Origin of the sequence: Paenibacillus sp. H1-7 (genome assembly GCF_022354825.1) — a bacterium.
In the GTDB taxonomy this organism is placed as follows: domain Bacteria; phylum Bacillota; class Bacilli; order Paenibacillales; family NBRC-103111; genus Paenibacillus_S.
On the sequence record NZ_CP031168.1, the window covers coordinates 6,590,446 to 6,611,873 of the forward strand.

20 protein-coding genes and 1 riboswitch are annotated in these 21,428 nt (G+C 51.0%); of the genes, 5 read left to right on the plus strand and 15 right to left on the minus strand.

Translation table 11 applies throughout. The features are described from left to right. Positions 1-44: 44 nt before the first annotated feature. From DVH26_RS29070 to DVH26_RS29085, 4 genes are all read right to left on the minus strand, one after another. Positions 45-956, minus strand: a complete 912-nt coding sequence (locus tag DVH26_RS29070) for an SDR family oxidoreductase (protein WP_239628310.1) — start codon at positions 954-956, stop codon at positions 45-47. Positions 957-1,100: 144 nt separating this feature from the next. After that, positions 1,101-1,865 carry a succinate dehydrogenase iron-sulfur subunit gene (gene sdhB, locus DVH26_RS29075; RefSeq protein ID WP_239628313.1) on the minus strand — a complete coding sequence of 255 codons (765 nt, stop codon included), beginning with the start codon at positions 1,863-1,865 and terminating at the stop codon, positions 1,101-1,103. 2 nt (positions 1,866-1,867) lie between these two features. Then, positions 1,868-3,628: a succinate dehydrogenase flavoprotein subunit gene (sdhA, locus tag DVH26_RS29080; RefSeq protein WP_239628315.1), complete on the minus strand. Its 1,761-nt coding sequence runs from the start codon at positions 3,626-3,628 to the stop codon at positions 1,868-1,870. A gap of 16 nt (positions 3,629-3,644) precedes the next feature. Further along, the gene (locus DVH26_RS29085) at positions 3,645-4,295 is read right to left on the minus strand and encodes a succinate dehydrogenase cytochrome b558 subunit (protein ID WP_239628317.1); all 651 of its coding nucleotides are present in this window, start codon (positions 4,293-4,295) and stop codon (positions 3,645-3,647) included. 343 nt (positions 4,296-4,638) lie between these two features. Here DVH26_RS29085 and DVH26_RS29090 point away from each other — a divergent pair, with 343 nt between their 5' ends. Beyond that, positions 4,639-5,538 (plus strand): LysR family transcriptional regulator, encoded by a 900-nt coding sequence (locus DVH26_RS29090; RefSeq protein ID WP_239635526.1) that lies wholly within the window; start codon positions 4,639-4,641, stop codon positions 5,536-5,538. 2 nt (positions 5,539-5,540) lie between these two features. On the opposite strand, the gene DVH26_RS29095 is transcribed toward DVH26_RS29090, so the two are convergent. From DVH26_RS29095 to DVH26_RS29105, 3 genes are read right to left on the minus strand one after another with little or no spacing between them, the layout of a single operon-like run. Further along, positions 5,541-6,782, minus strand: a complete 1,242-nt coding sequence (locus DVH26_RS29095; RefSeq protein WP_239628320.1) for a cation:proton antiporter — start codon at positions 6,780-6,782, stop codon at positions 5,541-5,543. A gap of 29 nt (positions 6,783-6,811) precedes the next feature. Next, entirely contained in the window at positions 6,812-7,486 is a 675-nt protein-coding gene (locus tag DVH26_RS29100; protein WP_239628322.1) for a potassium channel family protein, read from the minus strand. Positions 7,487-7,497: 11 nt separating this feature from the next. After that, positions 7,498-8,850: a TrkH family potassium uptake protein gene (locus DVH26_RS29105; RefSeq protein WP_239628325.1), complete on the minus strand. Its 1,353-nt coding sequence runs from the start codon at positions 8,848-8,850 to the stop codon at positions 7,498-7,500. A 58-nt stretch (positions 8,851-8,908) separates the two neighbouring features. Then, positions 8,909-9,054: riboswitch (cyclic di-AMP (ydaO/yuaA leader) on the minus strand. 257 nt (positions 9,055-9,311) lie between these two features. Between DVH26_RS29105 and DVH26_RS29110 the strand changes: the two genes are divergently transcribed. Continuing rightward, the gene (locus DVH26_RS29110; RefSeq protein ID WP_239628328.1) at positions 9,312-10,964 is read left to right on the plus strand and encodes a CPBP family intramembrane glutamic endopeptidase; all 1,653 of its coding nucleotides are present in this window, start codon (positions 9,312-9,314) and stop codon (positions 10,962-10,964) included. Between the two features lie 198 nt (positions 10,965-11,162). Here DVH26_RS29110 and uvrC read toward each other — a convergent pair whose 3' ends face one another. Both uvrC and trxA read right to left on the minus strand, forming a co-directional pair. Continuing rightward, entirely contained in the window at positions 11,163-13,151 is a 1,989-nt protein-coding gene (uvrC, locus tag DVH26_RS29115) for an excinuclease ABC subunit UvrC (RefSeq protein WP_239628331.1), read from the minus strand. A 186-nt stretch (positions 13,152-13,337) separates the two neighbouring features. After that, a complete protein-coding gene (gene trxA, locus DVH26_RS29120) occupies positions 13,338-13,655 on the minus strand; it encodes a thioredoxin (RefSeq protein WP_079909707.1) in 318 nt (105 codons plus the stop codon). Positions 13,656-13,901: 246 nt separating this feature from the next. Here trxA and DVH26_RS29125 point away from each other — a divergent pair, with 246 nt between their 5' ends. Beyond that, complete coding sequence (locus DVH26_RS29125) at positions 13,902-14,048, plus strand: YqzM family protein (RefSeq protein WP_239628334.1); 147 nt, start codon at positions 13,902-13,904, stop codon at positions 14,046-14,048. Positions 14,049-14,299: 251 nt separating this feature from the next. On the opposite strand, the gene dnaI is transcribed toward DVH26_RS29125, so the two are convergent. From dnaI to DVH26_RS29145, 4 genes are all read right to left on the minus strand, one after another. Beyond that, positions 14,300-15,250 (minus strand): primosomal protein DnaI, encoded by a 951-nt coding sequence (gene dnaI, locus DVH26_RS29130; RefSeq protein ID WP_239628336.1) that lies wholly within the window; start codon positions 15,248-15,250, stop codon positions 14,300-14,302. Positions 15,251-15,274: 24 nt separating this feature from the next. Further along, positions 15,275-16,783 (minus strand): replication initiation and membrane attachment family protein, encoded by a 1,509-nt coding sequence (locus tag DVH26_RS29135; RefSeq protein WP_239628337.1) that lies wholly within the window; start codon positions 16,781-16,783, stop codon positions 15,275-15,277. A gap of 147 nt (positions 16,784-16,930) precedes the next feature. Beyond that, positions 16,931-17,128, minus strand: a complete 198-nt coding sequence (locus tag DVH26_RS29140) for a YwbE family protein (protein WP_239628338.1) — start codon at positions 17,126-17,128, stop codon at positions 16,931-16,933. Between the two features lie 53 nt (positions 17,129-17,181). Continuing rightward, positions 17,182-17,466: a YuiB family protein gene (locus DVH26_RS29145; protein WP_239628340.1), complete on the minus strand. Its 285-nt coding sequence runs from the start codon at positions 17,464-17,466 to the stop codon at positions 17,182-17,184. A gap of 219 nt (positions 17,467-17,685) precedes the next feature. On the opposite strand from DVH26_RS29145, the gene hemQ reads away from it, so the two are divergent. Then, positions 17,686-18,432 carry a hydrogen peroxide-dependent heme synthase gene (gene hemQ, locus DVH26_RS29150; RefSeq protein WP_239628341.1) on the plus strand — a complete coding sequence of 249 codons (747 nt, stop codon included), beginning with the start codon at positions 17,686-17,688 and terminating at the stop codon, positions 18,430-18,432. A 104-nt stretch (positions 18,433-18,536) separates the two neighbouring features. Here hemQ and DVH26_RS29155 read toward each other — a convergent pair whose 3' ends face one another. Both DVH26_RS29155 and DVH26_RS29160 read right to left on the minus strand, forming a co-directional pair. Beyond that, positions 18,537-18,803: a hypothetical protein gene (locus tag DVH26_RS29155; RefSeq protein ID WP_239628343.1), complete on the minus strand. Its 267-nt coding sequence runs from the start codon at positions 18,801-18,803 to the stop codon at positions 18,537-18,539. Positions 18,804-18,807: 4 nt separating this feature from the next. Beyond that, positions 18,808-19,998 (minus strand): NAD(P)/FAD-dependent oxidoreductase, encoded by a 1,191-nt coding sequence (locus DVH26_RS29160; protein WP_239628346.1) that lies wholly within the window; start codon positions 19,996-19,998, stop codon positions 18,808-18,810. A gap of 414 nt (positions 19,999-20,412) precedes the next feature. On the opposite strand from DVH26_RS29160, the gene DVH26_RS29165 reads away from it, so the two are divergent. Next, positions 20,413-21,402 carry an NAD(P)/FAD-dependent oxidoreductase gene (locus tag DVH26_RS29165; RefSeq protein ID WP_239628347.1) on the plus strand — a complete coding sequence of 330 codons (990 nt, stop codon included), beginning with the start codon at positions 20,413-20,415 and terminating at the stop codon, positions 21,400-21,402. Positions 21,403-21,428 lie beyond the last annotated feature (26 nt).

The following is a 21,428-nucleotide window of genomic DNA, read 5'->3' on the forward strand; positions in this document are numbered from 1 at the left end:
GACAATCTGTATGACCGCCTTCCTTTGAGAAGGCGGTTCGTTATTTAGCGGTAGCCCTCAGCATTAGCAGGCTTTCCTGCTTCCTGCACTTCAACAATATACCGCCAGCAGTCCGGCTGTGAGCCGTCCAGATCAGTAAATCCGTACACCTGCGCCAGCTGACCGCTTGAAACCGAGTCGCCGCTCCATCGGGCCGCCTCCGGGTCTCCGGCTAGAGCCGCAACTGCTCGCCCGACAAATCGCGGCGATTCGGAAATAACGAAATGCGGTTCCTTTTCGGTGGCGTCACGCCAGTTCTCTTCCGTAACGCCAAAATGCTCAAGCATAATTTCAGAACGAATCCAGCCGGGCGTCATAGCTACAGCGGTGCATTTATAGGGTGAAAGCTCATGAGACAAAGCTTTGGCCATTCGAATCACAGACGACTTGACTAGATCGTAAAACAGCGATAGACGATAGTTTTTATCATTGTATTCCGCCGTACCGTCCGTCATCTCAATGACGAGTCCATTCTGATTTTTTATTAACAGCGGCAGCGCAAAGTGACTTGTAATAATATGCGAATCCATCCCAAGCCGCAGCATGCGAAACCCCCGTTCGAGCGAGTGCTCCCAGACGGGCGTATTCCACTGCGTCAAATATTCGCCTCCCCATACATCGTTAACCAGGATGTCCAATCTCCCCTGCTCTCTCTCAATACGAGCGATTAGCGCCTGAACCTGATCAGGATCAAGATGATCCACTTGAACCGCTATGCCTTGCCCCCCTGCCTTGTTGACAAGCTCAGCGGTTTCTTCAATCGTTTCAGGACGATTGTACTCGGAGCGTTGTGCTCGTGTCGTTCGTCCCGTCACATATACCGTTGCGCCGGCCGCTCCCAATTCGATAGCTATTCCTCTGCCGGCCCCTCTTGTTGCGCCTGCCACCAAAGCTACTTTTCCTAATAGAGGTTTCATGAGCTTAAACTCCCTTCATTCATGATCTATATCCGATTATACCCTCACAAATATGTCAACCTCTGTCATAATTAAACCTGCCCTTTTAAAAAACAAAAAAACCTCCTGCGAACAAATTCGCAAGAGGTTCTTCAATTTACATTATTAAATTCCGAGCCATTGTTTAAACAAGTGCTTCGTAGTATCTTTATTCATCGCTGCAATGGATGTCGTCAATGGAATGCCTTTAGGGCAGGAACGCACACAGTTTTGCGAGTTACCGCAGCCCTCGATGCCTCCGTCTTCCATCAATGCTTCCAGACGCTCTTCCGCGTTCATCTCACCTGTTGGGTGAGCATTGAACAAGCGGACTTGGGAAATCGCTGCCGGTCCGATAAACGTCGTTTTATCATTGACGTTAGGGCAGGATTCCAGACAGACGCCGCAGGTCATACATTTCGACAGCTCGTAAGCCCATTGACGCTTGGACTCGGCCATACGCGGACCAGGACCCAAATCGTAGGTTCCGTCGATAGGAATCCACGCTTTAACGCGCTTCAAGGCGGAGAACATCCGCTCACGGTTGATAACAAGGTCGCGAACGACAGGAAAGGTGCTCATCGGCGCGATGCGAACCGGCTGCTCCAGCTTATCTACAAGCGCAGAGCAAGCTTGGCGCGGCTTGCCGTTGATAACCATGGAACAGGCTCCGCATACTTCCTCCAAGCAGTTCGATTCCCAGCATACCGGCGTCGTTTGTTTGCCGTTTGCGTTAACCGGATTCCGCTGTACTTCCATAAGCGCACTGATGACGTTCATGTTCGGGCGGTAAGGAACCTCGAATTCCTCCGTATACGGTTTGCTTTCCGGGGAATCTTGACGGGTAACGATGAATTTCACTTTTTTGTTGGTCGCAGTCGTTTCAGCCATGATTAATTTCCTCCCTTCTTCTTGTCAGTGGAGTAGTCGCGTTTACGAGGCTTGATCAAGGATGTATCAACATCTTCCCAGCTGATCGTAGGACCGTCTGGAGTCCAAGTTGCTTTCGTCGTTTTCAGGAAGTCCTCGTCGTTACGGTCAGGGAATTCCGGCTTGTAGTGCGCACCGCGGCTTTCGTTACGAAGCAGGGCGCCCAAAGTCATCGCATGGGACAGCTCCAGCATGTTCCACAATTGACGCGTGAACGCTACGCCTTGGTTGTTCCAGCGGGCTGTATCCGTCATGTTAATGTTGCGGTAACGATCTTTCAGCTCGTTGATTTTGGCGATCGTTTCTTCGAGCTTCTTGTTGTAACGAACAACGGTCATGTTGTTGGTCATCCACTCGCCAAGCTCTTTATGAAGCACGTACGCGTTCTCTTTGCCGTCCATTTTCAGCAGGCTTTCGTACTTGTCCGTATGCTTCTTCTTCTCGCGGTCGAACACGGAAGAGGAAATGTCGTCGACATGCTTGGACAAGCCTTTGATGTACTCGATCGCTTTAGGACCGGTAATCATACCGCCATAGATCGCGGACAACAGGGAGTTCGCTCCGAGTCGGTTCGCACCGTGGTATTGGTATTCGCACTCACCGCAGGCAAACAATCCAGGGATGTTCGTCATTTGGTTAAAGTCAACCCACATTCCGCCCATGGAATAGTGAACGGCAGGGAAAATTTTCATCGGAATCTTGCGCGGATCGTCGCCCATGAACTTTTCATAGATTTCGATAATACCGCCCAATTTAACATCCAATTCGTGCGGATCTTTATGGGACAGGTCAAGGTATACCATGTTCTCGCCGTTGATACCGAGCTTTTCGTCTACGCAGACTGCGAAAATTTCGCGAGTCGCGATATCCCGCGGAACCAGGTTACCGTAAGCTGGATATTTCTCTTCAAGGAAGTACCATGGCTTACCGTCTTTATAAGTCCAAATACGGCCGCCTTCACCGCGCGCGGATTCGGACATCAAGCGCAGCTTGTCGTCGCCCGGAATCGCCGTAGGGTGAATTTGAATGAACTCGCCGTTCGCATAATGAACGCCTTGCTGGTACACGGCACTTGCCGCCGTACCCGTGTTAATAACGGAGTTCGTCGTTTTACCGAAGATAATGCCAGGGCCGCCTGTCGCCAAAATAACGGCATCGGCTCCAAATGTCAGCACTTCCATGCTGCGAAGGTCCTGAGCAGCTACGCCGCGGCATACGCCGTCGTCGTCAAGAACCGCGCCCATAAACTCGTAATGCTCATACTTTGTAACCAGGCCGGCTGTTTCCCAGCGGCGTACTTGCTCATCCAGAGCGTACAGCAGCTGTTGGCCTGTCGTAGCGCCCGCGAATGCCGTACGGTGATATTGGGTTCCGCCGAAACGACGGAAATCCAGCAAGCCTTCCGGCGTACGGTTGAACATAACGCCCATCCGGTCCATCAAGTGGATAATGCCCGGTGCTGCGTCACACATTGCTTTTACCGGCGGCTGGTTCGCGAGGAAGTCGCCCCCGTACACGGTATCATCGAAGTGCTCCCAAGTGGAGTCGCCTTCACCTTTTGTATTAACCGCTCCGTTAATGCCGCCTTGCGCACAAACAGAGTGGGAACGTTTCACAGGAACCAAAGAGAACAGGCTAACGTGAACCCCGGCTTCTGCGGCTTTGATGGTAGCCATTAACCCGGCCAAACCACCACCGACTACGATAACTTTTTGATTAGCCATTGTTGTTCACTCCTCCTTAACCTTTCGTCATCTGCGGCACCGTTTGGAACGACGGATCGACAAACGCGCTCAAAGACATGATAAACATAATCGACATGACAACGAATACTACCATCCAGATAACGGAGGATACCCGTTGCGCCCGTGGACCGATCGTGATTCCCCAGCTTACGAGGAACGACCACATTCCATTGCTGAAATGGAATACCGCGGACACAATCCCAATACAGTAAATCACAAAGAAAACCGGATTCGATGCAATGCTGTGCATTTGAATTCCGATCTCATCCTGCGGCAAACCGAATGTGATTTGCAGACGTGTTTGGAAGAAGTGGAACGCTACGAACAAGAATGTGAGTACGCCCGTAACCCTTTGCAAGAAAAACATTTGGTTGCGGAAATAACCATAGTTGGACACGTTGTTGCGCGCCGTGTAGGCGACATACAAGCCGTATACCGCGTGGTACAAGAGCGGCAGCCAGATCCCTACGATCTCTAGCAGCAGAACCAGCGGCAAATCATGAAGCCAGTTCACGTGCTCCATGAACTTCTCAGGCCCTTTCGTTGCCGAGTAGTTCGTCAGCAGGTGCTCGATCAGGAAGAAACCGACCGGGATTACACCAAGCAATGAATGCAGCTTTCGCGAAAAATACGAATTACGAAACATTGAAATCCTTTCCCCCCTCAAAAGTATGTAGTGCTGTTCACACGATTTGACAAACCATTTTTCATTGTACTCCCGCAAGAAACAAGCGTCAACAAGATTCGCTACGCCTATTTTCCATGCATCGACAAATTTTTATGCAAAGCCTTTGAAAAAATGTGAACAATAATTGACATATCCCATAGTACTCCATTATCGCTTATAATGGAAGTGCCGATTATTTATAAACTCTTATTCAGTTTTGACATATGCAATGATCTTAATCACTATATTCTAAAAACATATAGTAAAAGTAGAGAATCTCCCGAGCATCACTTTTAAATAATAGAAAGAAGGACTCATCGTGTTGGAAAATATCGATATCTTCGCCAAAGTCGTCGAGCTGGAAAGCCTGAACAAAGCATCACAGGCATTAAACATATCCCAGCCCGCCCTGTCGCGCAAAATTCAGCGGCTAGAGGAGGAGCTCGGCGTCGCCCTGTTCACCCGTAAAGGAAAGCGTCTCGAAATCACCCGAGCGGGACAAATCTGCTACGAATACGCCTTGGAGCAAAAGCATCTCGAACGAAAGCTGCACCGTTCCATCGAGGAATTCAAGACGTCGATCAAGCCCGCCAGCATCACGATCGGCGCGAGCCTGACGACCTTGCAGTCGACGCTGCCCGATCTCATCACCATTTATACGAAAAATTACCCTAATACCGATATCAAGGCCATAACCGGCAAAACGCACGAAATTGTCCCTATGGTCAAAGACCGGAAAGTCGATATCGGACTTGTCGCATCGAAGATCGAACATCCGGGCTTAAAATGCGTCCCGCTGTTCGATGATCATTTGTGCCTCGTGCTGCCGCTCGGCCACCCGTACGTCGATAAAGCTTCTATAGATATCGCCGACCTGCACGAGCTGCCCATGATTCTGTTCTCCAGAGGAACCTGGTACCGCGTGCTGATGGATGAAATGTTTCACCGCTATGAAATTCAGCCCGACGTCAAGATGGAGATCGATTCCTTCGAGGCCATCATCCGCCTCGTATCCACCTGTAAGACGGCAACGCTGCTGCCGGAATCATACCTGCGAAGCAATCTGATCAAAGACAACGAGCTCGTCGTCCGGTTCATTCCCGCTCTGGAGCAAATGACAAGAACGACCTCCCTGTTGTTCACAGAAGAGGTCGTTCATCATCCTTCGGCACAGCAGTTCATCGAGAAGGCCAAAGATTATTTCAACCGCGGCGGCAACTAGTATTAGTGATGCCGAACCCCAGGCTCCTCTATGCCGAGCTTTCGCGCGGCATAGGCCGTCGTTCCCGCCTGCAGCACGATCGTAAGCAGCACGGCCATAAACGTCACCGAAGCGATAACATCCGCATATTTCACACCCATCCCGGCGACCATACCCGATAACGCTGCCGGGATGACCCCCGTTTCACGCACCCAGAACATGAAGACGATCTCGTTCCATTTCCATCCGGCCTTGCGGTCAGGCAGCGTCGAAGCCAGCACCGTCAACGGCCGGGCTATAAGCATAAACACGGCAATAACGGCAAGGCTCGGCCATAAATTGGCCAGTATGACCTGAAAGTTGACTTGGCTGCCAAGCAGGATAAAAATGAGCATCCGCATAATAACGGTCATGTTCTCGCTGAAGTGGCCGATCTCGTGAAGCTTGTCCTCCAGCTTGATTTTGAACACATCCGCATTCCCCCAGATGAGACCCGCCGTGAACGTCGCCATAAATCCGCTGACATGCAGTGTGTCTCCCAGCCAATAAGCTCCAAGAGCCGTAACGACCATTGCGATCGTGGCGTAATCCCGAAACCAGCCCAGCTTCAGATGGCCCGTCAAGAAAACGATCAGAAAGCCTACAACCGCGCCGACGACAATGCCGCCCGCAGCCGTTTTCACAAATTCGATAATGCTGGCTGAGACGGAGAACGTCTGCGTACCGGTCACAATCGCAAGCACAGTGAACGTAAGGATGGAGCCGGTCGCGTCATTGAAGGCCGATTCGCTTTCGACCGTTTCTCTTACTTTGGTGCGGATGCGAACCTGTTTAAATACCGGAATCAAAGTAGCCGGATCCGTCGACGAGATGATGGCCCCGAGTAGGACGGCATAGATCATAGGAATGCCAAGCAGCCAATGCGCGGTGACGGCTACGATCCCGCATGTAATCAGCACCCCCGGTACGCTCAGGAGAGCGACCGTAATCCATACCTTTCTCAACCCCGACAGCCGGATATTGCGTCCCCCGTCAAACAATATAAGCGCCGAACCGATGGTCAGGATGAACTGGTTCAAAAAAGAGCTGCTGCTCTCCGTAACCAAATGAAGCCCTTGTCCGACGATGATGCCGGCGACCAGAAACAAGGCGACATCGGGCAGCCTCAGCCAGCTCGAAAGTCTTCCGAAAAGAACACCCATAGCTAATATGAAAATTAATAAGAACAATACATGATGAATCATTTCGGTGACTTCGCCGCTCATCTAAGTGCACTCCGTTTCGCTTGATTAACCTACGCGGTTACCCGTCCGATAACTTCATTTTGGAACAGCTCGATTTGATCGTTCGTTCCGATAATAACCATAACATCCTTTTCCTCTAACGTATCGCTCGCCGTCGGCGCAATGATTACGCCGTGCTGCTTGTTGATAGCCACGACACTGCATCCGTACTTGGCGCGAGGGTCAAGCTCTCTCAAGGAGCGGCCTGCGAGACGCCTAGGCACGACAAGCTCGGCGATCGTGTAGTCCTTCGACAGCTCGATGTAATCGAGCAAATTGGGCGACACAAGCTGGTGAGCGACACGGATGCCCATATCCCGCTCCGGATAAATCACCCGGTCGACCCCGATCTTGTTCAGCACCTTGCCGTGAAGCTCGGACAGCGCCTTGGTGACCACCATTTTCACGCCGATATCCTTCAGTAAAATAGCGGTCAAAATGCTCGATTGAATGTCGTCTCCGATGGAGACGATGGCACAGTCGAAATTGCGGATGCCCAACGCCCGAAGCACCTCTTCATCGGTAGAATCGGCAACGACGACGTGCGTCAAAATATTGCTCATTTCCTCGACCGCTTCTTCATCCTTATCGATTCCCAAAACCTCATAACCCAGATTGATCAATTCCTGCGCCAGACTGGATCCGAATCTCCCCAACCCGATAACTGCGTACTGACTACGTTTCATTTACGGTTCCCCTATCCAATGGTGATTTTCCCTTCCGGGTATCTGTATAGCTCCTTCTCCGCCTTAGGTCCCAACGCGTAAGCCAACGTCAACGGTCCCAGACGGCCGACAAACATCATAAGTGCAATCAATATTTTCCCGACCACGCTCAGATCGGTCGTCAAGCCCATGGTCAAGCCGACGGTTCCGAAAGCGGACGTCACCTCGAACAAGATCATTAGGAACGGATGATCCTCCGTCGTAGACAAAATCATCGCCACAGCAATAACGAGGAATAATGCGATCATCGTCAGCGTAATGGCTTTCAATATCCGGTCTTTACCCAGCCGGTAATGGAACAGGACAATATCCTCCTTGCCCCGTATCATCGCTATGATGGCACCGATCAGCGTTGTGAAGGTGGTAGTCTTGATCCCGCCTCCCGTCGACCCCGGAGATGCCCCGATAAACATCAGAATGATGATGAAAAATTGGCTGGCCTGCCGCAAGCCCGCCAAATCGAGCGTATTGGCTCCCGCCGTTCTCGGCGTTACCGATTGGAAGAACGAACCCAAAACTTTGCCGCTCCAAGTCAACGGTCCCAACGTTTTCGGATTGGTGAATTCGAAAATGAAAATGACAAGAGCTCCCACCAATATAAGCGCGCCGGTCGCGCTCAGCACCACTTTGGAATGCAGCGACAGCCGTTTATGTCGTTTGTAGTCCATAACATCCGACATCACCACGAAGCCGATGCCGCCCAAAATAATCAATCCCATGGATACGACATTGACCAGCGGATCGTCGACATACGAGGTCAAGCTGCTGAACGGCCCGGAGACCGACCCGAACAGATCGAACCCTGCGTTGTTGAAAAACGAAATCGCGTGCCATATCCCGAAATAGATCCCTTTGGCCGGTCCCAAATCGAATGACCAGCGAATGGAGAACAAAATCGCCGCAACCAATTCTATGGTAAGAGAATATTGGATCACTTTGCGGATCAGGCGGACAATGCCTTCCATGCTCCCTTGGTTCATGGCTTCCTGAAGGATCAGCCTCTCTTTAAGCGAAATCCTTTTTTTCAGCGCAAAAGCAAACAGCGTCGCCATGGTCATGAAGCCAAGACCGCCGACTTGAATCAACGCGATAATGACGATCTGCCCGAATTTCGTAAAAAAAGTGCCGGTATCGACTACGACCAGTCCGGTTACGCAAGTAGCTGAGGTCGCCGTGAACAATGCATCCAGAAAAGGCAGCGGCCGTCCCGTAGCCGAAGCGATAGGTAGGGATAGCAGCGTAGCCCCAATCAGAATAATCGCTGCAAAGCCGATGACCAGTATTTGCGGCGGGGTTAGCTCAAATTTCCTTGTTGTTGCTTTCATCTTTCACCTCATCATGATTTTCAGACAACAAAAAAAGACACGGGAAACCCAATGTCTACAGGTTCCTGTCATAAGCCTACGAGGTTAGCTGTCGGATTCGGATGTACAGGTATCCTATCGTACCACTACTGAAGTGGAAACGAATTCACCCCTTACTACACATGGTTCCCCCGTTTTCAATAAGAAATTCGGCTTTATTCAATTGATAAGAATTATAATCCTCTTTCCCGGGAAGCACAAAGTCACTTTTGCTCGAAATTGACGAATTATTCGAATATAACATTGGCGGATTTACTGCGGACCCTACTATCGCTCTGCTTTTCACCGTTTTGCCCGTCCTGACGCTTCTAATCATTGGATTTTCGGTGGGCATGTATGCTAAGTTTATGGAATACAATGTATAAACTTGATATCCGTATCCTTTGTTAAGCGGCATCCATTCCAATCCAAGGAGTTATTCCATGCTGAAACGTTATTTCGAATCCTCCCTGTTGAAGCTGGCCCTTATAGGTATTTTGTTATACGTATCGGTAGCTCTGGGGTCCCTATGGCTGCAGCATGCAAGGAATGAACCCGATCTAGGCTCTCAGCAGCCCTCCGTAACGAAGCAGGCCGCGGCAGAGGCGGCCGTCCGATTTGTCCGGGAGCGCTTCTCCTTATCGCCCGATTATCGTACAAGCACCCTGTTTCAATCCCATACGGAACGAAGCGGCTATTTGCAAAAGGAGCAGCTGCTGGACGACTATTTGAAACGGTTTGCCGACTATCCGATCGATTATTTCGAGGTTGAGATCAATGACCCCGCATCTCGAACCACCTACTACATTGACGTCAATTTCACCAATTTGCATATTCTCGGATGGAACGCCTACACCTCCCCGTCGGCCAAGCAGCAGACCGTCGCTTCGGGCTCGGCCGATACCCGGGCTTTGATCGAGCAGACGATCAAAGAACAAGGCTACTCGATCGGCGAGTTTACCCGGCTAGAGCAAACGCCTCAAGACCGTCGGAGCGAGGGAGTTTGGGGCGCAGAAATCATCTATGAAAGCATCGACAAGAAGATTGGAGAATCCACTCTGCAATTGCAGCTCGCCGTAGCCGGCGGCAAAGTCGTCTCCTTCCATCCCGCGTTCAGCATCCCGGCTTCCTTCGCAGAGTGGCAGGAGAAGCAAAATGACAATGCTTCCTTCATGACCCGCATCAGTATGGGCGTTTCCTTGATTATGGCTGTAGCCGCCTTCATTATCGTGATCCGATACCGCAAAGAAATCACGTTCCGACGCGGACTGTTTATGACCTTTGTATTCTTGGCCATTTATATCGGCAATAACTTCAATATGGTGCCTGCCTTCCGGACGATGCATTCCGAAGGCCCTTCCCAATGGGAAGCGATGTTCAACCTGTGGTTCCTTAATGTGTTCATCGCGTTGATGGCTGTTAGCGTCTACTTTTCCTTCTTGTCCGGCCGCTACATGTGGCAGCGGTTAGGTTGGGTGACATGGCCCGTGTGGAAGGACGCCACGTTCGGCCATCAAATGGCTGTCGCAACGAGCAGAGGCTACCTGCTATGCTTGTTCATCCTCGGAATCCAGCAAAGCCTGTTCTTTGTTGCAGGAGAATACTTCGACGTATGGGCGGTCAATGACCCGTCCGACTCGGTGCTCAACATGGCAGCGCCCGCCTTTTTCCCGCTGATGGCATGGGCTGCCGCGATTTCCGAGGAAGCTGTATACCGGCTGTTCGGCATCGCCTTCTTCATGAAGCTGACGCGCAACCGGTTCGCCGCGGTGCTGCTCCCGAGCATGATCTGGGCGCTGAGCCATACCCAGTACCCGATTTATCCCGTTTACACACGCTTTATCGAGGTAACGATTATTGGGATCATCTTCGGCTACGCCTTCTTGAAATACGGCTTCCTGACCGTCATGCTCGCCCATGCGGCTATGGACAGCATCTTGATGGGATTGTCGCTGCTCGATTCGGGCAGCACGGCAATAACGGCAGTAGGCCTGTTTTACATCGTACTGCCCGCCCTTATCGGCTGGGCTGTTGCATGGCTGCACCGGACGATCGGCCCCGGCCGGCGCATCGTCTCCCCCGAATTGAACGGATAAAGTGCAAAATTTCCCCACTAAGTGGAGATTTGGCTCAATACATGTCAAAAAGGCCGAAAGGTGCTCCTGCAGATTGAATCTCGATCTGCCTGATAACCTTTCGGCCTTTTTACTTGATTCTCTGCAGCATTCGCCGATTCGGGGACGGCGTGTCGTGCCCGCTCCCCCTTCCGGTTCGGCTGCATGCTTTTTGCTCGCTTAGATTGGTTCCGTCGCTTCAATCGGAGACATCTGGTCATCCTGATTCGGTTCTTCTCCATCCACATCCGCATCGGCTGCGGCTTCGCTCTCCGGGGTGCCGTTAAGCGATTGAAGAATTTGTCTCGCCAGCTTCTCGCCGATGCCTAACGGCTTGAAGTCCTCGACGGAGGCCTCCTTGATTTTCTTCAACGAGCCGAAATGCTTCAGCAGCGCCTTGCGCCGCTTCTCTCCAATCCCCGGCACCGAATCCAGCGTCGAGACCACCATCGACTTCGCTCTCGTCTCGCGGTGGAACGTAATCGCGAAACGGTGAACCTCCTCCTGAATGCGCTGGAGCAGGTAAAACTCCTGGCTATCCCGCGGCAGCGGCACCACCTCGGGCGGATCCCCCATCATCAGCTGCGCCGTTTTGTGCTTCGCGTCCTTGACCAAGCCGCATACCGGGATATACAGCCCAAGCTCGTTCTCAAGCACATCGACGGCCGCCGATATTTGCCCTTTGCCTCCGTCTATGACAACGAGGTCCGGCAGCGGAAGATTCTCTTTCAGCACGCGCTCGTAGCGGCGCCGCACTACTTCCCGCATCGTTTCATAGTCGTCCGGGCCTTGTACCGTGCGGATTTTGTATTTGCGGTATTCCTTGCGGTCCGGCTTGCCGTCGGTGAAGACGACCATCGCGGATACCGGGTCGGAGCCCTGAATATTCGAGTTATCGAATGCCTCGATCCGGTGAATGACACCGGTTCCCAGCCATTCGCCCAAATTTTCGACGGCTTTTACCGTCCTCTGCTCATCCCGTTCGATCAGCCGGAACTTTTCCTCCAGACTGACGCCGGCATTGTCGCAGGCCATCTGAACCATATTCTTCTTCATGCCGCGCTGAGGAATATGCACCTTGACCTTCAGCCAGCTCTCCAGCGCGTCCTTCACGTCCGTTCTGGCTGCAGCCTCTGCCGCCGTTTCATCGGCGGCTTGCTCCACCGGCTCCGCAGAGGAAGATTCCGCCGTTCCTTGCTCCGGCTCCGCGGGCAGGAATACCTCCTTCGGCAGCGCCGGATTGTCGCTGTAATACTGGGTAACGAAGGAGATGAAGTCCTCGTATTCCTCTCCATAATAAGGGAATAACGAAGCGTGACGCTCGATCAGCTTCCCCTGCCGCATGTACATGATTTGCACGCACATCCAGCCCTTATCCACAGCATAGCCGAATACGTCGCGGTCCACGGCGTCCATCGTTGTAATCTTCTGCTTCTCCATGACCGCGTCGATATGAACGATCTGGTCGCGCAGCTCCTTCGCTCTCTCAAAGTTCAGCTCCTCGGCGGCTTCGGTCATTTTGCGTGACAATTCCTGCTTGATCTCGTCATGTCCGCCGTTTAAGAACCGCGCAATCTCCTGCACCATCCGGTCGTATTCCTCGGTCGCCACCTCGTACTCACAGGGCGCGACGCATTGGCCGAGATGAAAGTACAGACAGACGCGATCCGGCAGTGTCTTGCACTTACGCAGCGGGTACAGCCGGTCTAGCAGCTTCTTCGTCTGCTGTGCGGCGAACGCATTCGGATACGGCCCGAAATATTTCCCTTTATCCTTGTACACTTTGCGGGTTACTTCCAGCCGCGGATGCTTCTCGTTCGTTATTTTAATGTAAGGGAACGATTTGTCGTCCTTCAGCAGCACGTTATATCTGGGATGATGCTTCTTAATCAAATTACATTCCAGAATAAGCGCCTCGACATTGCTCGCCGTTACGATATATTCAAAATCCACGATTTCGTTGACCAGCGCCTGCGTCTTCGCGCTATGGCTGCCGGTGAAATAAGAACGCACCCGGTTGCGGAGCACCTTCGCCTTTCCTACGTAAATAATCGTGTCGTCTTTATTCTTCATCAAATAACAGCCCGGCTTCTCGGGCAGCAGCGCCAGCTTGTTGCGAATCGCCTCGGCTCTGCGTTTGCGTTCTTGCTCCCCGTCCTGCTTCGTCATCCGAATCACTCCTTCCCGGGACCCCATCCCATTTCTGTCCAAGAACAATCCCCAAAAGTGAAATTCATGCTTCGAAGCTTAGTCCTGTTACTTTTGGGGGAGCTGTCCAGCAAAAAAAAAAGCTCCTTTTTCAGCATAGCAGAAAAGGAGCTTTTTCTCATTAACCGTTTTTTGTAGAAATCGATCTTATTGATTGCGGGTAACGACGTTTTTCAAAGCGTCCTTGGATTGGAAGCCCACCACTTTGTCAACAGGCTGTCCATCTTTGAACACGATCAGCGTAGGAATGCTCATTACGCCGAAACGGGATGCGGATTCCGGATTGTCATCCACATTCACTTTAGCGATTTTTACGCTGTCTCCCAATTCTTGATCAAGCTCTTCCAATACCGGAGCGATCATTTTGCAAGGTCCGCACCAAGGCGCCCAGAAATCAACAAGAACCGTACCGGATCCTTCAACTTCATTCTTGAAAGATTGGTCCGTTACATTAACGATAGCCATTTAAGCCTTCTCCCTTCAACCGATAAAATGTTGTCAACATGTAAAGTATACCACAACGCCCCCCTTTTTCAACCGCGGCGCGGGTCGTCCATCTGTTTCCAAAAGACCATATCGGTAAATTCGAAATATGTAACAAAATCGTCGAATAATTGTCACTTTCCCCTGCTTTACATTTATCTTGGAAGTTGGGTATACTAGATCTTAATTAGATCTATGCCGTGTACCACCTAAGGAGGATATTACTGTATGAACGATCCTAAACACCCGGAACTTCATGTAATGGAAGAACCGACCAATGACTTTTTGGATGTTGCCATCGGCTTCGGAGCATTTTTCGGAGTTATGCTGTTGATGGGCGTAGTAGCAACTGTAATCCAAATCATGACTCGCTAATGTATCGTTACCAAAGGTCTGTCCAGCAGCTTAAGCTGCGGGGCAGGCTTTTTTATATTTAGGGAAACTTTAAGCTCACTAGAGCGATAAGCGCAGCGAAGATCCCTCCTATTGCGATAAAACCTACCTCAAACGCGCTCACACATTCAAGAGAAGCCTTGATGGTGGGTTTTCTCTTTGTGCCAGTGTTAAGCAAAATAAACCCGACAGCCAAGGCTTACGCCTCATCCATCGGGTTGTCACGCGCTCCGTTATTTCCCGCGCTTGTTATATCCGTTCACCATCACCATATCAACAAACGGACGTATGCGGTCCATAATCCGCTTGCCTTTGAACTCCTCGTCGCCGTCCTTGCTTGTAAAGCTGAAATGCTGCTCCAGTGCCGACAAATCATGATTCGAGGTGAAAAAGGTCGGCTTGCGGTTCATTCTGTAGTTCAGAATGGCCCCCATCACATGATCGCGCAGCCACGGATTCAAATTCTCCGCTCCGATATCGTCGAATACAAGCAAATCGGTCTCCTTCAGCACGTCGATCGTTTCCTTCAGCTTCGCCGAATCCTGAAACATCGCCTTCAGATCCTCGGCGAAATCAGGCATATAGACGATCGCTCCCGTATATCCGCTCTTGGCCAGCTCATGCAGCAGGTAACACATCAGGAACGTCTTGCCGGTTCCCAAAGGGCCTGCAAGATACAACCCTTGCTTCTGCAGTCCTGCCTGCTTCGTCTGCAAAATATAGCTGATCAGCTTGTCGACCGCTTCCTCGCGAGCCGGGTCCTTATCGAAAATTTCAGTGGACGAATACCCTTCCGACAACGCGCGCTCGTCCACATAAAAGCTGCGAATCCGGCTGCGAATCGTACTTTGCACCTGCTCGGCGAGAAACTTCTTGCAGGATACTTTATGGTCGTACAGCCGGGCGTCGCCTTCGGTCCCTTCGACGGTAATCATAGTGTAATGCCCCGTAAAATCATTGGGGCACTTGTCGAGCCCCGGGCATTGGGAACAGCTCTTATATTCGGTTACATATTGATATAACCGGTTCATATTGATTTTGATCGTATGGTCATCCAGCATCGGATATTTGGCGCGAAGCTTTTGTACTAACGGATCGGCCAATATTTGCTGGATTTTTTGTTCCGCCTGCTTCCTGTATTTCGGGTTAGGCAAAGATCTTAACACTTCACCAAGCGATTCCATAGGTTATGGCCACCCTCCCCCGTCTTAGATTTTGCCGTCGAGCATTTGCGCTCTGCGGCGCATCGCCTCGCGCTCCTCGGCCGTCCGCTGGCTTGCTGCTGCCGGCTTGTCCTCCACTACAGGCAGCTGAGGCTTCGCCTTGCCTCTCGTTCCGCCGCGTTGACTGCTTGCGGAGCTTGCCCCCGTCCGGCCGCCTCGCGGCGATGATTTGGCGTCCTTGTACTTGGACTGCTCGCGAATATACTGCACGGCTTCCTCATATGTGCCGACCTGTTTGGCCAGCATATCCGTAACGCTGAATTCGATCGAAGCTCTCGACCAGGAGCGTTTGTTCACATATAAATAATGAATAAGAACATTAATCACTTCATCTCTTAAGCCGTAATTCAAGTCAACCTTGGCGAGTGTATCGAGCAGCCCGTCAGGGACCGTTCCTTTGGAGAATATTTTCTCCAGCAAGAACGTGTAAGGCTCGTTGCGCAATATAAAATTGTATTGATGCTGGTTGCATTCGCCTTGAAAAATATCCGGCACCCCGAGATAAAATTCCATCTCGACCGCTTTTTCCACTGCAGCTTCCTTGGAAACAGCCGCTTCGGACGCAGCCCCTCGCCCTTGCTCGACTCGGGCCAAATATCGGGCTCTCTCCTCGCTCCGTTTCTTGTCCTGTCGGAACATCGAGTTAGCCTTATGCTGCAGCAGCTCCAGGGCGATCTCGCCGTTCGGATCGAACACGCCGTCTTCATCGAGCAGGCGGCACATATCGGTCAAATACAAGCCGTATTTCTTCGCCACGAAGTTGATTTGGGCCATTTGCTCCGGCTCGTACTTCAATCGTTCTACATACGCCCGATTACCCGATTCCCGGGGGAAGTGCATAATAATATCCGAATATTGAAACCCTTTGATAACCACTTCCGGCCTGGATTGATCCTGCTTAGTGCCCGCCGCATCGAACAGGGCCTCCTCCAGCTCGTAGTCAACAACTTGCGTATTCAAGCGGAACAGCTCATAGAAAGGTACGGACAAGTTTTCCGAATTAGCCTCCCGCAGCTCCTCGTGCTCCGCCGATATCAGCTCGTCTCTTAGCGAGAAAACCATATACTTGCCTACCTTATCCCGCAGGAGCAGGATCAAATGCTGGTTTTTGAAGAATTCTTCCGGCGGCAGCGGAGCATACAGCGTATATTCGTAGACATAATCGTCCGACGCCTCGACGAACCGGCGGCACGTTTTGAGCAGGCCGATCGCCTCCAGCTTCGAGGTTTGCTCGATAAACCATTTGCGCCCCCGCTCGCCGCCCTCCAGCTCCAGGGAGAGAAACAGCTTGCGCTGCTGCTCCATCAAAGAACTGCCTACTTTGTCGGCAGGCAGCTGCTGGTATAATGTATGGTAAAGACTGATCGCGTAAGCCCCGATCATAGGCTGGTATATGGTCGATAACATTTTCAAATCCATACTGCTTAACGAAAAATCCCGCACGACATAATAGCGGTGATATTCCGAAAAATGAAGCATATTCGTAATCCGCATTAACTCAATCCCATCTATATCTTAACTAGTAGCCTTCATTTTACCACATAAATCGACACCCAGGGCATGAAAATCAAATGAAAATACCCCCAGAGCGAAAAGAAAAAACATGGTCACCGTCCGTACCGGCTTCCATGCTTTCCTCTCTTACTCTGCAATGATTTCCTTCACTCTTCCTACGGTTCCATCCGTGAGTCTCACCTTGATCCCGTGAGGATGGCTGGCCGAATTGGTCAATATGTCTTTGACGATCCCTTCGGTGAGCTTGCCCGTCCGCTGATCCTGCTTTTGCACGACCTGGACCTTTCTCCCGGGAATGACGTCTTTACGCAGTTGTCCGTTCATTGCAGTACACTCGCTTTCTTATCCAAGAGGTAGATTCTCCGTCGATGCTCGGCCTAGAACATTTTGAAGCCTTTGTCCCGAAGCGATTTAATCGTCGAGCCGCTAAGAATGGCGCCGATTAAGCCCCCGATAGCGGGAATGTAATCGGCAATGGAGTATTCCGAAAGGTTGGAGGCAAGCGAACCTGTCTCCCATCCCCAGTAAATGACCAAACCAATAACGAGGGCGATATATCCATAGATAGGAAACCAGGTCGTTTTCATAAGCATGTTCAATATAAATCCGAGCCCGAAAAACAACACGAACAGCAGCACCGTAACAATAATCAGCTGCAGCAATTCAGCCAACTCCTTTATGCAAACTTCAGATACACTTATGTTTATTTTATATAAAAAAGTCTCCCGGGTAAAGTGAACGCTTCTTGAACTTCACGTATGGCATTTCTCTGAATTAAGTCAAAAACGGTTCTAGCCAATTTGCCCTTTCAGATCGATTTCGATACAATGAAACAAGTTAATAGAATATATATAGAATGTCTAAATAAAGGAGTGTATCCCATGAGCGAAGTGGTTAACACATTGGAAGGCTGGTACGTGCTGCACGACTTCCGCGCCATCGACTGGACTGCTTGGAAAAGCTTGACGCAGCAGGAAAGAAACCGTGCCGAGGACGAGCTGTACAGCTTGCTGGCCCAATATCAAAGCACCGAAGATCAGAAGCTGGGCAGCACGGCGTTCTATTCGATCGTAGGGCAAAAAGCGGACTTTATGTTCATGCATCTGCGTGAAACGCTGGAAGAGCTGAACGAGCTGGAAACCGCGTTCAATAAATCGCTGTTTGCGCAAGTAACCATTCCTACATACTCTTATGTGTCGATTGTCGAGCTAGGCGGCTATATGGCCAAGCCGGGCGTCGATCCGATGCAGGATCCTGACATCTTAGCCCGTCTGAAGCCGATCCTGCCGAAAGCGAAGCACGTCTGCTTCTATCCGATGAACAAACGCCGCGAAGGCAACGATAACTGGTACATGCTGTCTACCGAAGAGCGCCGCACCTTTATGCGTTCCCACGGCATGATCGGCCGTAATTATGCCGGCAAGATCAAACAAATTATTTCCGGCTCCATCGGCCTCGATGACTGGGAATGGGGCGTTACACTGTTCGCTGACGATGCGCTGCAATTCAAGAAAATCGTCCACGAAATGCGCTTTGACGAGACCAGCGCCCGCTTCGGCGAGTTTGGCGACTTCTATGTCGGCAATCTGCTCGACCGCAGCAAGATGGAAGCTATGCTGAAGCTGTAATCCGGCTTCTTGGAGACCTTTGACCCCATGCGGTCGAAGGTCTTTTTGCTTTTCACGTTATAAAAGCTAAAAAGCCCCACGGCCGTCACCGCAGGGCTGTCATTCTATGATTCGTCGTCATCTTCGTCTTCGAGGAGCGCGGAGTTTTTTTGCGCCAAATACGCTTCCGTATCGCGGTCGCGCTGACGCGACTTCTCTTTCAGACGCTCGATCGCGGGCAAGATCAGAATATCGATTTCCTTTTGCACCGTATAGACCAGGTCGTAGCGCGTCTGGGATTCCAAATAATGGCCGACGTCCATCAGTGCATTGTAGCGGTCCAGCTCTTCACGTGTCAACAATCCGCGTACTTGTACGCTGCAGTGGCGCATAAGCTTAGAACCGGCCTTTCTTCAGCACGAGCGGAATGCCGCCTATAATATACAAGTAACGCATATCGACGATTTTTTTCATCACCGCTGCTGCGCCGCCTTTGATCTTGCGGGAGCCGACGATGCCGATAGCCTCACCGCGGCCAAGGGATGCAACCGTTCCTTTGCTCTGGTAGACGAAGTTTTTCAGCTGCTCGCCACGGATGGAAGCAACCAGGTTATGCGCGCACACATCCGCTTGCTGCATCGAGATTTGCGCCGTCGGCGGGTAAGGACGTCCTTCCGGACTCATGACAATGGAGCAATCCCCAAGGATGTAGATGTTGTCGTGCCCCGGAGCGCGAAGCTTCTCGTCGACCTTGATCCGGCCGCGCATCGTTTCGAAGCCGGCTTCATCCAGCATATGGTTGCCGCGAATACCGCCGGTCCATACGACTGTTGTCGATTTGATCTCTTCGCCGGTAGCAAGCAGGACGCCCTCAGGAGAGCATTCCTTGATCGCCGTAGCGATCTTGAACGTAACGCCTTTATTTTCAAGAACCTTCATCGCATATTCGACTAGCTCGGGATCGAAGCCCGGCAATGCGGTAGGTGCTGCTTCAATGTTATAAATTTTTACGAGCGATGGATCTACGTCGTACTCCTTGCACAGCTGCGGAATACGGTCAGCCAGCTCGCCGACGAACTCGATGCCTGTAAATCCGGCTCCGCCCACTACGAAGGTGAGGTAGTCGGTACGGGAAGGCTCCCGTTTGAACTTGGCGAATTGATACTCGATATGTTCGCGGATGAAACGTACGCTGTTGATGCTGCGGATGCTCAAAGCATATTCCTTCAGTCCCGGAATGCCGAATGTTTCCGGCTCGCCGCCCAGGCCTACTACCAAATAGTCATAGGATAGCGTTCCTTCCTCCAGGATGACCTTCTTCTCTTGCGGGCGGATTTGGACGACTGTCGATTTCACGAAATCGATTTTGAACTCGTCGATCAGCTTCAAAATATTTACCCGTGCGTTCTCCGGATTATCCGTTCCTGCCGCTGGCATGTGCAGATGGGTCGTAATGTAGTGGTAGTCATGTTTGTTCACGAGCGTAACGTCCGCTTCGTTATAATTCAATTCCTTCTGCAAGCGAATAGCCGTTACAATGCCGCCATAACCTGCTCCCAAAATGACTATTCTTGGTATTCGACTCATGGTTTAATCCCTTCCATCACGTTATTTTCTGTATTGTATGATCTAACAAAATTGATTGTGAAAAATTACACAAAGTAAGTCGGAAATTTGTAATTCTCAGTCTTGACTAAGAAAATTCAAATTATAAGTGAACGTGCGAAAACAATCCAGTTTTTAACCAGTTCTCAAGACATAATATAATGTATATTGTCAAATAGCAAGCATTATTTTCATTCAAAAATGTCCAAAAAACGGAGGCCGGGGACGGCATTCGGAAGCAGTTCTTTTGTACCGAGTCGTTATCCCTATTTGGAAAAAGCGGCCTTTCTATGTCTACCCTTTTATACTCATCCTAATTGAGAATGTTTCTCTTTCTTTCCAACTTTTTTTATAATATAATGCGAATGAATTAAGCCTCGGAGGTGTGTTCTAGGAATGCAAAATGAAACGGTTGATATTGTTATCGTAGGCGGCGGTCCAGCCGGCATGTTTGCCGCTTTTTACGGCGGGATGCGTCAGGCATCGGTCAAAATTATCGAAAGCATGCCCCAGCTGGGCGGTCAACTGGCTGCTCTGTATCCGGAAAAGCACATTTACGATGTTGCCGGCTTTCCAAAAGTAACGGCTCAAGAGCTGATTAACCAATTGGATAAGCAAACGAAGCATTTTCCTATTGACATCTGCCTCGAAGAAAAAGTGCTTAAGGTCGTCAAGAAAGACGAGCGCTTGTTCGAGGTAACGACCGATAAAGGCGTTCATTATTCCAAAGCCGTGATCATTACCGGAGGCGTCGGCGCATTCGAGCCAAGACGTCTGGAGCTGTCGGAAGCGGCGAGGTACGAGAAGAAAAACCTGCATTATTTCGTCAGCGATCTGAACAAGTTCGCAGGCCAAAAGGTGCTTATCAGCGGCGGCGGCGACTCCGCAGTTGACTGGGCGCTCATGCTTGAGCCTATCGCAGAGAAAGTCACGCTCATCCACCGCAGAGACAAGTTCCGCGCGCACGAGCACAGTGTTGAGAACCTGATGAACTCCAATGTGCAGGTGCTGACACCAAAAGAAATTACCGCGTTGCAAGGCGATGATGTTATCACCAAAGCGACTTTGGCCGATTGCAAAACAGGCGAGTCGTTCGACCTCGATGTCGACGCTGTCATCGTGAACTTCGGCTTCATCTCTTCGCTCGGTCCTATCGCGGAGTGGGGCTTTGAGATTGACAACGGCTCGATCGTCGTTGACTCCCGCATGGAAACGAGCATTCCCGGCATTTTCGCAGCCGGCGACATTACGACGTATCCGGGCAAGCTGAAGCTGATCGCCGTCGGATTCGGCGAAGCGCCTACCGCTATCAACAACGCGAAGGTGTATATCGATCCGAATGCGAAGCTGTCCCCTGGACACAGCAGCAGCAGCATGAAGCTGTAGCCTATCCGCTGCACGGCGCTTCGTTC

Excerpts from the sequence above, each read along its gene's own strand:
- DVH26_RS29165 (WP_239628347.1), top strand. The coding sequence starts at position 20,413 with ATGCAAAATGAAACGGTTGATATTGTTATCGTAGGCGGCGGTCCAGCC.
- DVH26_RS29070 (WP_239628310.1), bottom strand. The coding sequence starts at position 956 with ATGAAACCTCTATTAGGAAAAGTAGCTTTGGTGGCAGGCGCAACAAGA.
- sdhA (WP_239628315.1), bottom strand. The coding sequence starts at position 3,628 with ATGGCTAATCAAAAAGTTATCGTAGTCGGTGGTGGTTTGGCCGGGTTA.
- DVH26_RS29160 (WP_239628346.1), bottom strand. The coding sequence starts at position 19,998 with ATGAGTCGAATACCAAGAATAGTCATTTTGGGAGCAGGTTATGGCGGC.
- dnaI (WP_239628336.1), bottom strand. The coding sequence starts at position 15,250 with ATGGAATCGCTTGGTGAAGTGTTAAGATCTTTGCCTAACCCGAAATAC.
- DVH26_RS29125 (WP_239628334.1), top strand. The coding sequence starts at position 13,902 with ATGAACGATCCTAAACACCCGGAACTTCATGTAATGGAAGAACCGACC.
- uvrC (WP_239628331.1), bottom strand. The coding sequence starts at position 13,151 with ATGACGAAGCAGGACGGGGAGCAAGAACGCAAACGCAGAGCCGAGGCG.
- DVH26_RS29095 (WP_239628320.1), bottom strand. The coding sequence starts at position 6,782 with ATGAGCGGCGAAGTCACCGAAATGATTCATCATGTATTGTTCTTATTA.
- DVH26_RS29100 (WP_239628322.1), bottom strand. The coding sequence starts at position 7,486 with ATGAAACGTAGTCAGTACGCAGTTATCGGGTTGGGGAGATTCGGATCC.
- DVH26_RS29110 (WP_239628328.1), top strand. The coding sequence starts at position 9,312 with ATGCTGAAACGTTATTTCGAATCCTCCCTGTTGAAGCTGGCCCTTATA.
- trxA (WP_079909707.1), bottom strand. The coding sequence starts at position 13,655 with ATGGCTATCGTTAATGTAACGGACCAATCTTTCAAGAATGAAGTTGAA.
- DVH26_RS29105 (WP_239628325.1), bottom strand. The coding sequence starts at position 8,850 with ATGAAAGCAACAACAAGGAAATTTGAGCTAACCCCGCCGCAAATACTG.
- DVH26_RS29085 (WP_239628317.1), bottom strand. The coding sequence starts at position 4,295 with ATGTTTCGTAATTCGTATTTTTCGCGAAAGCTGCATTCATTGCTTGGT.
- DVH26_RS29140 (WP_239628338.1), bottom strand. The coding sequence starts at position 17,128 with ATGAACGGACAACTGCGTAAAGACGTCATTCCCGGGAGAAAGGTCCAG.
- DVH26_RS29135 (WP_239628337.1), bottom strand. The coding sequence starts at position 16,783 with ATGCGGATTACGAATATGCTTCATTTTTCGGAATATCACCGCTATTAT.
- DVH26_RS29155 (WP_239628343.1), bottom strand. The coding sequence starts at position 18,803 with ATGCGCCACTGCAGCGTACAAGTACGCGGATTGTTGACACGTGAAGAG.
- hemQ (WP_239628341.1), top strand. The coding sequence starts at position 17,686 with ATGAGCGAAGTGGTTAACACATTGGAAGGCTGGTACGTGCTGCACGAC.
- sdhB (WP_239628313.1), bottom strand. The coding sequence starts at position 1,865 with ATGGCTGAAACGACTGCGACCAACAAAAAAGTGAAATTCATCGTTACC.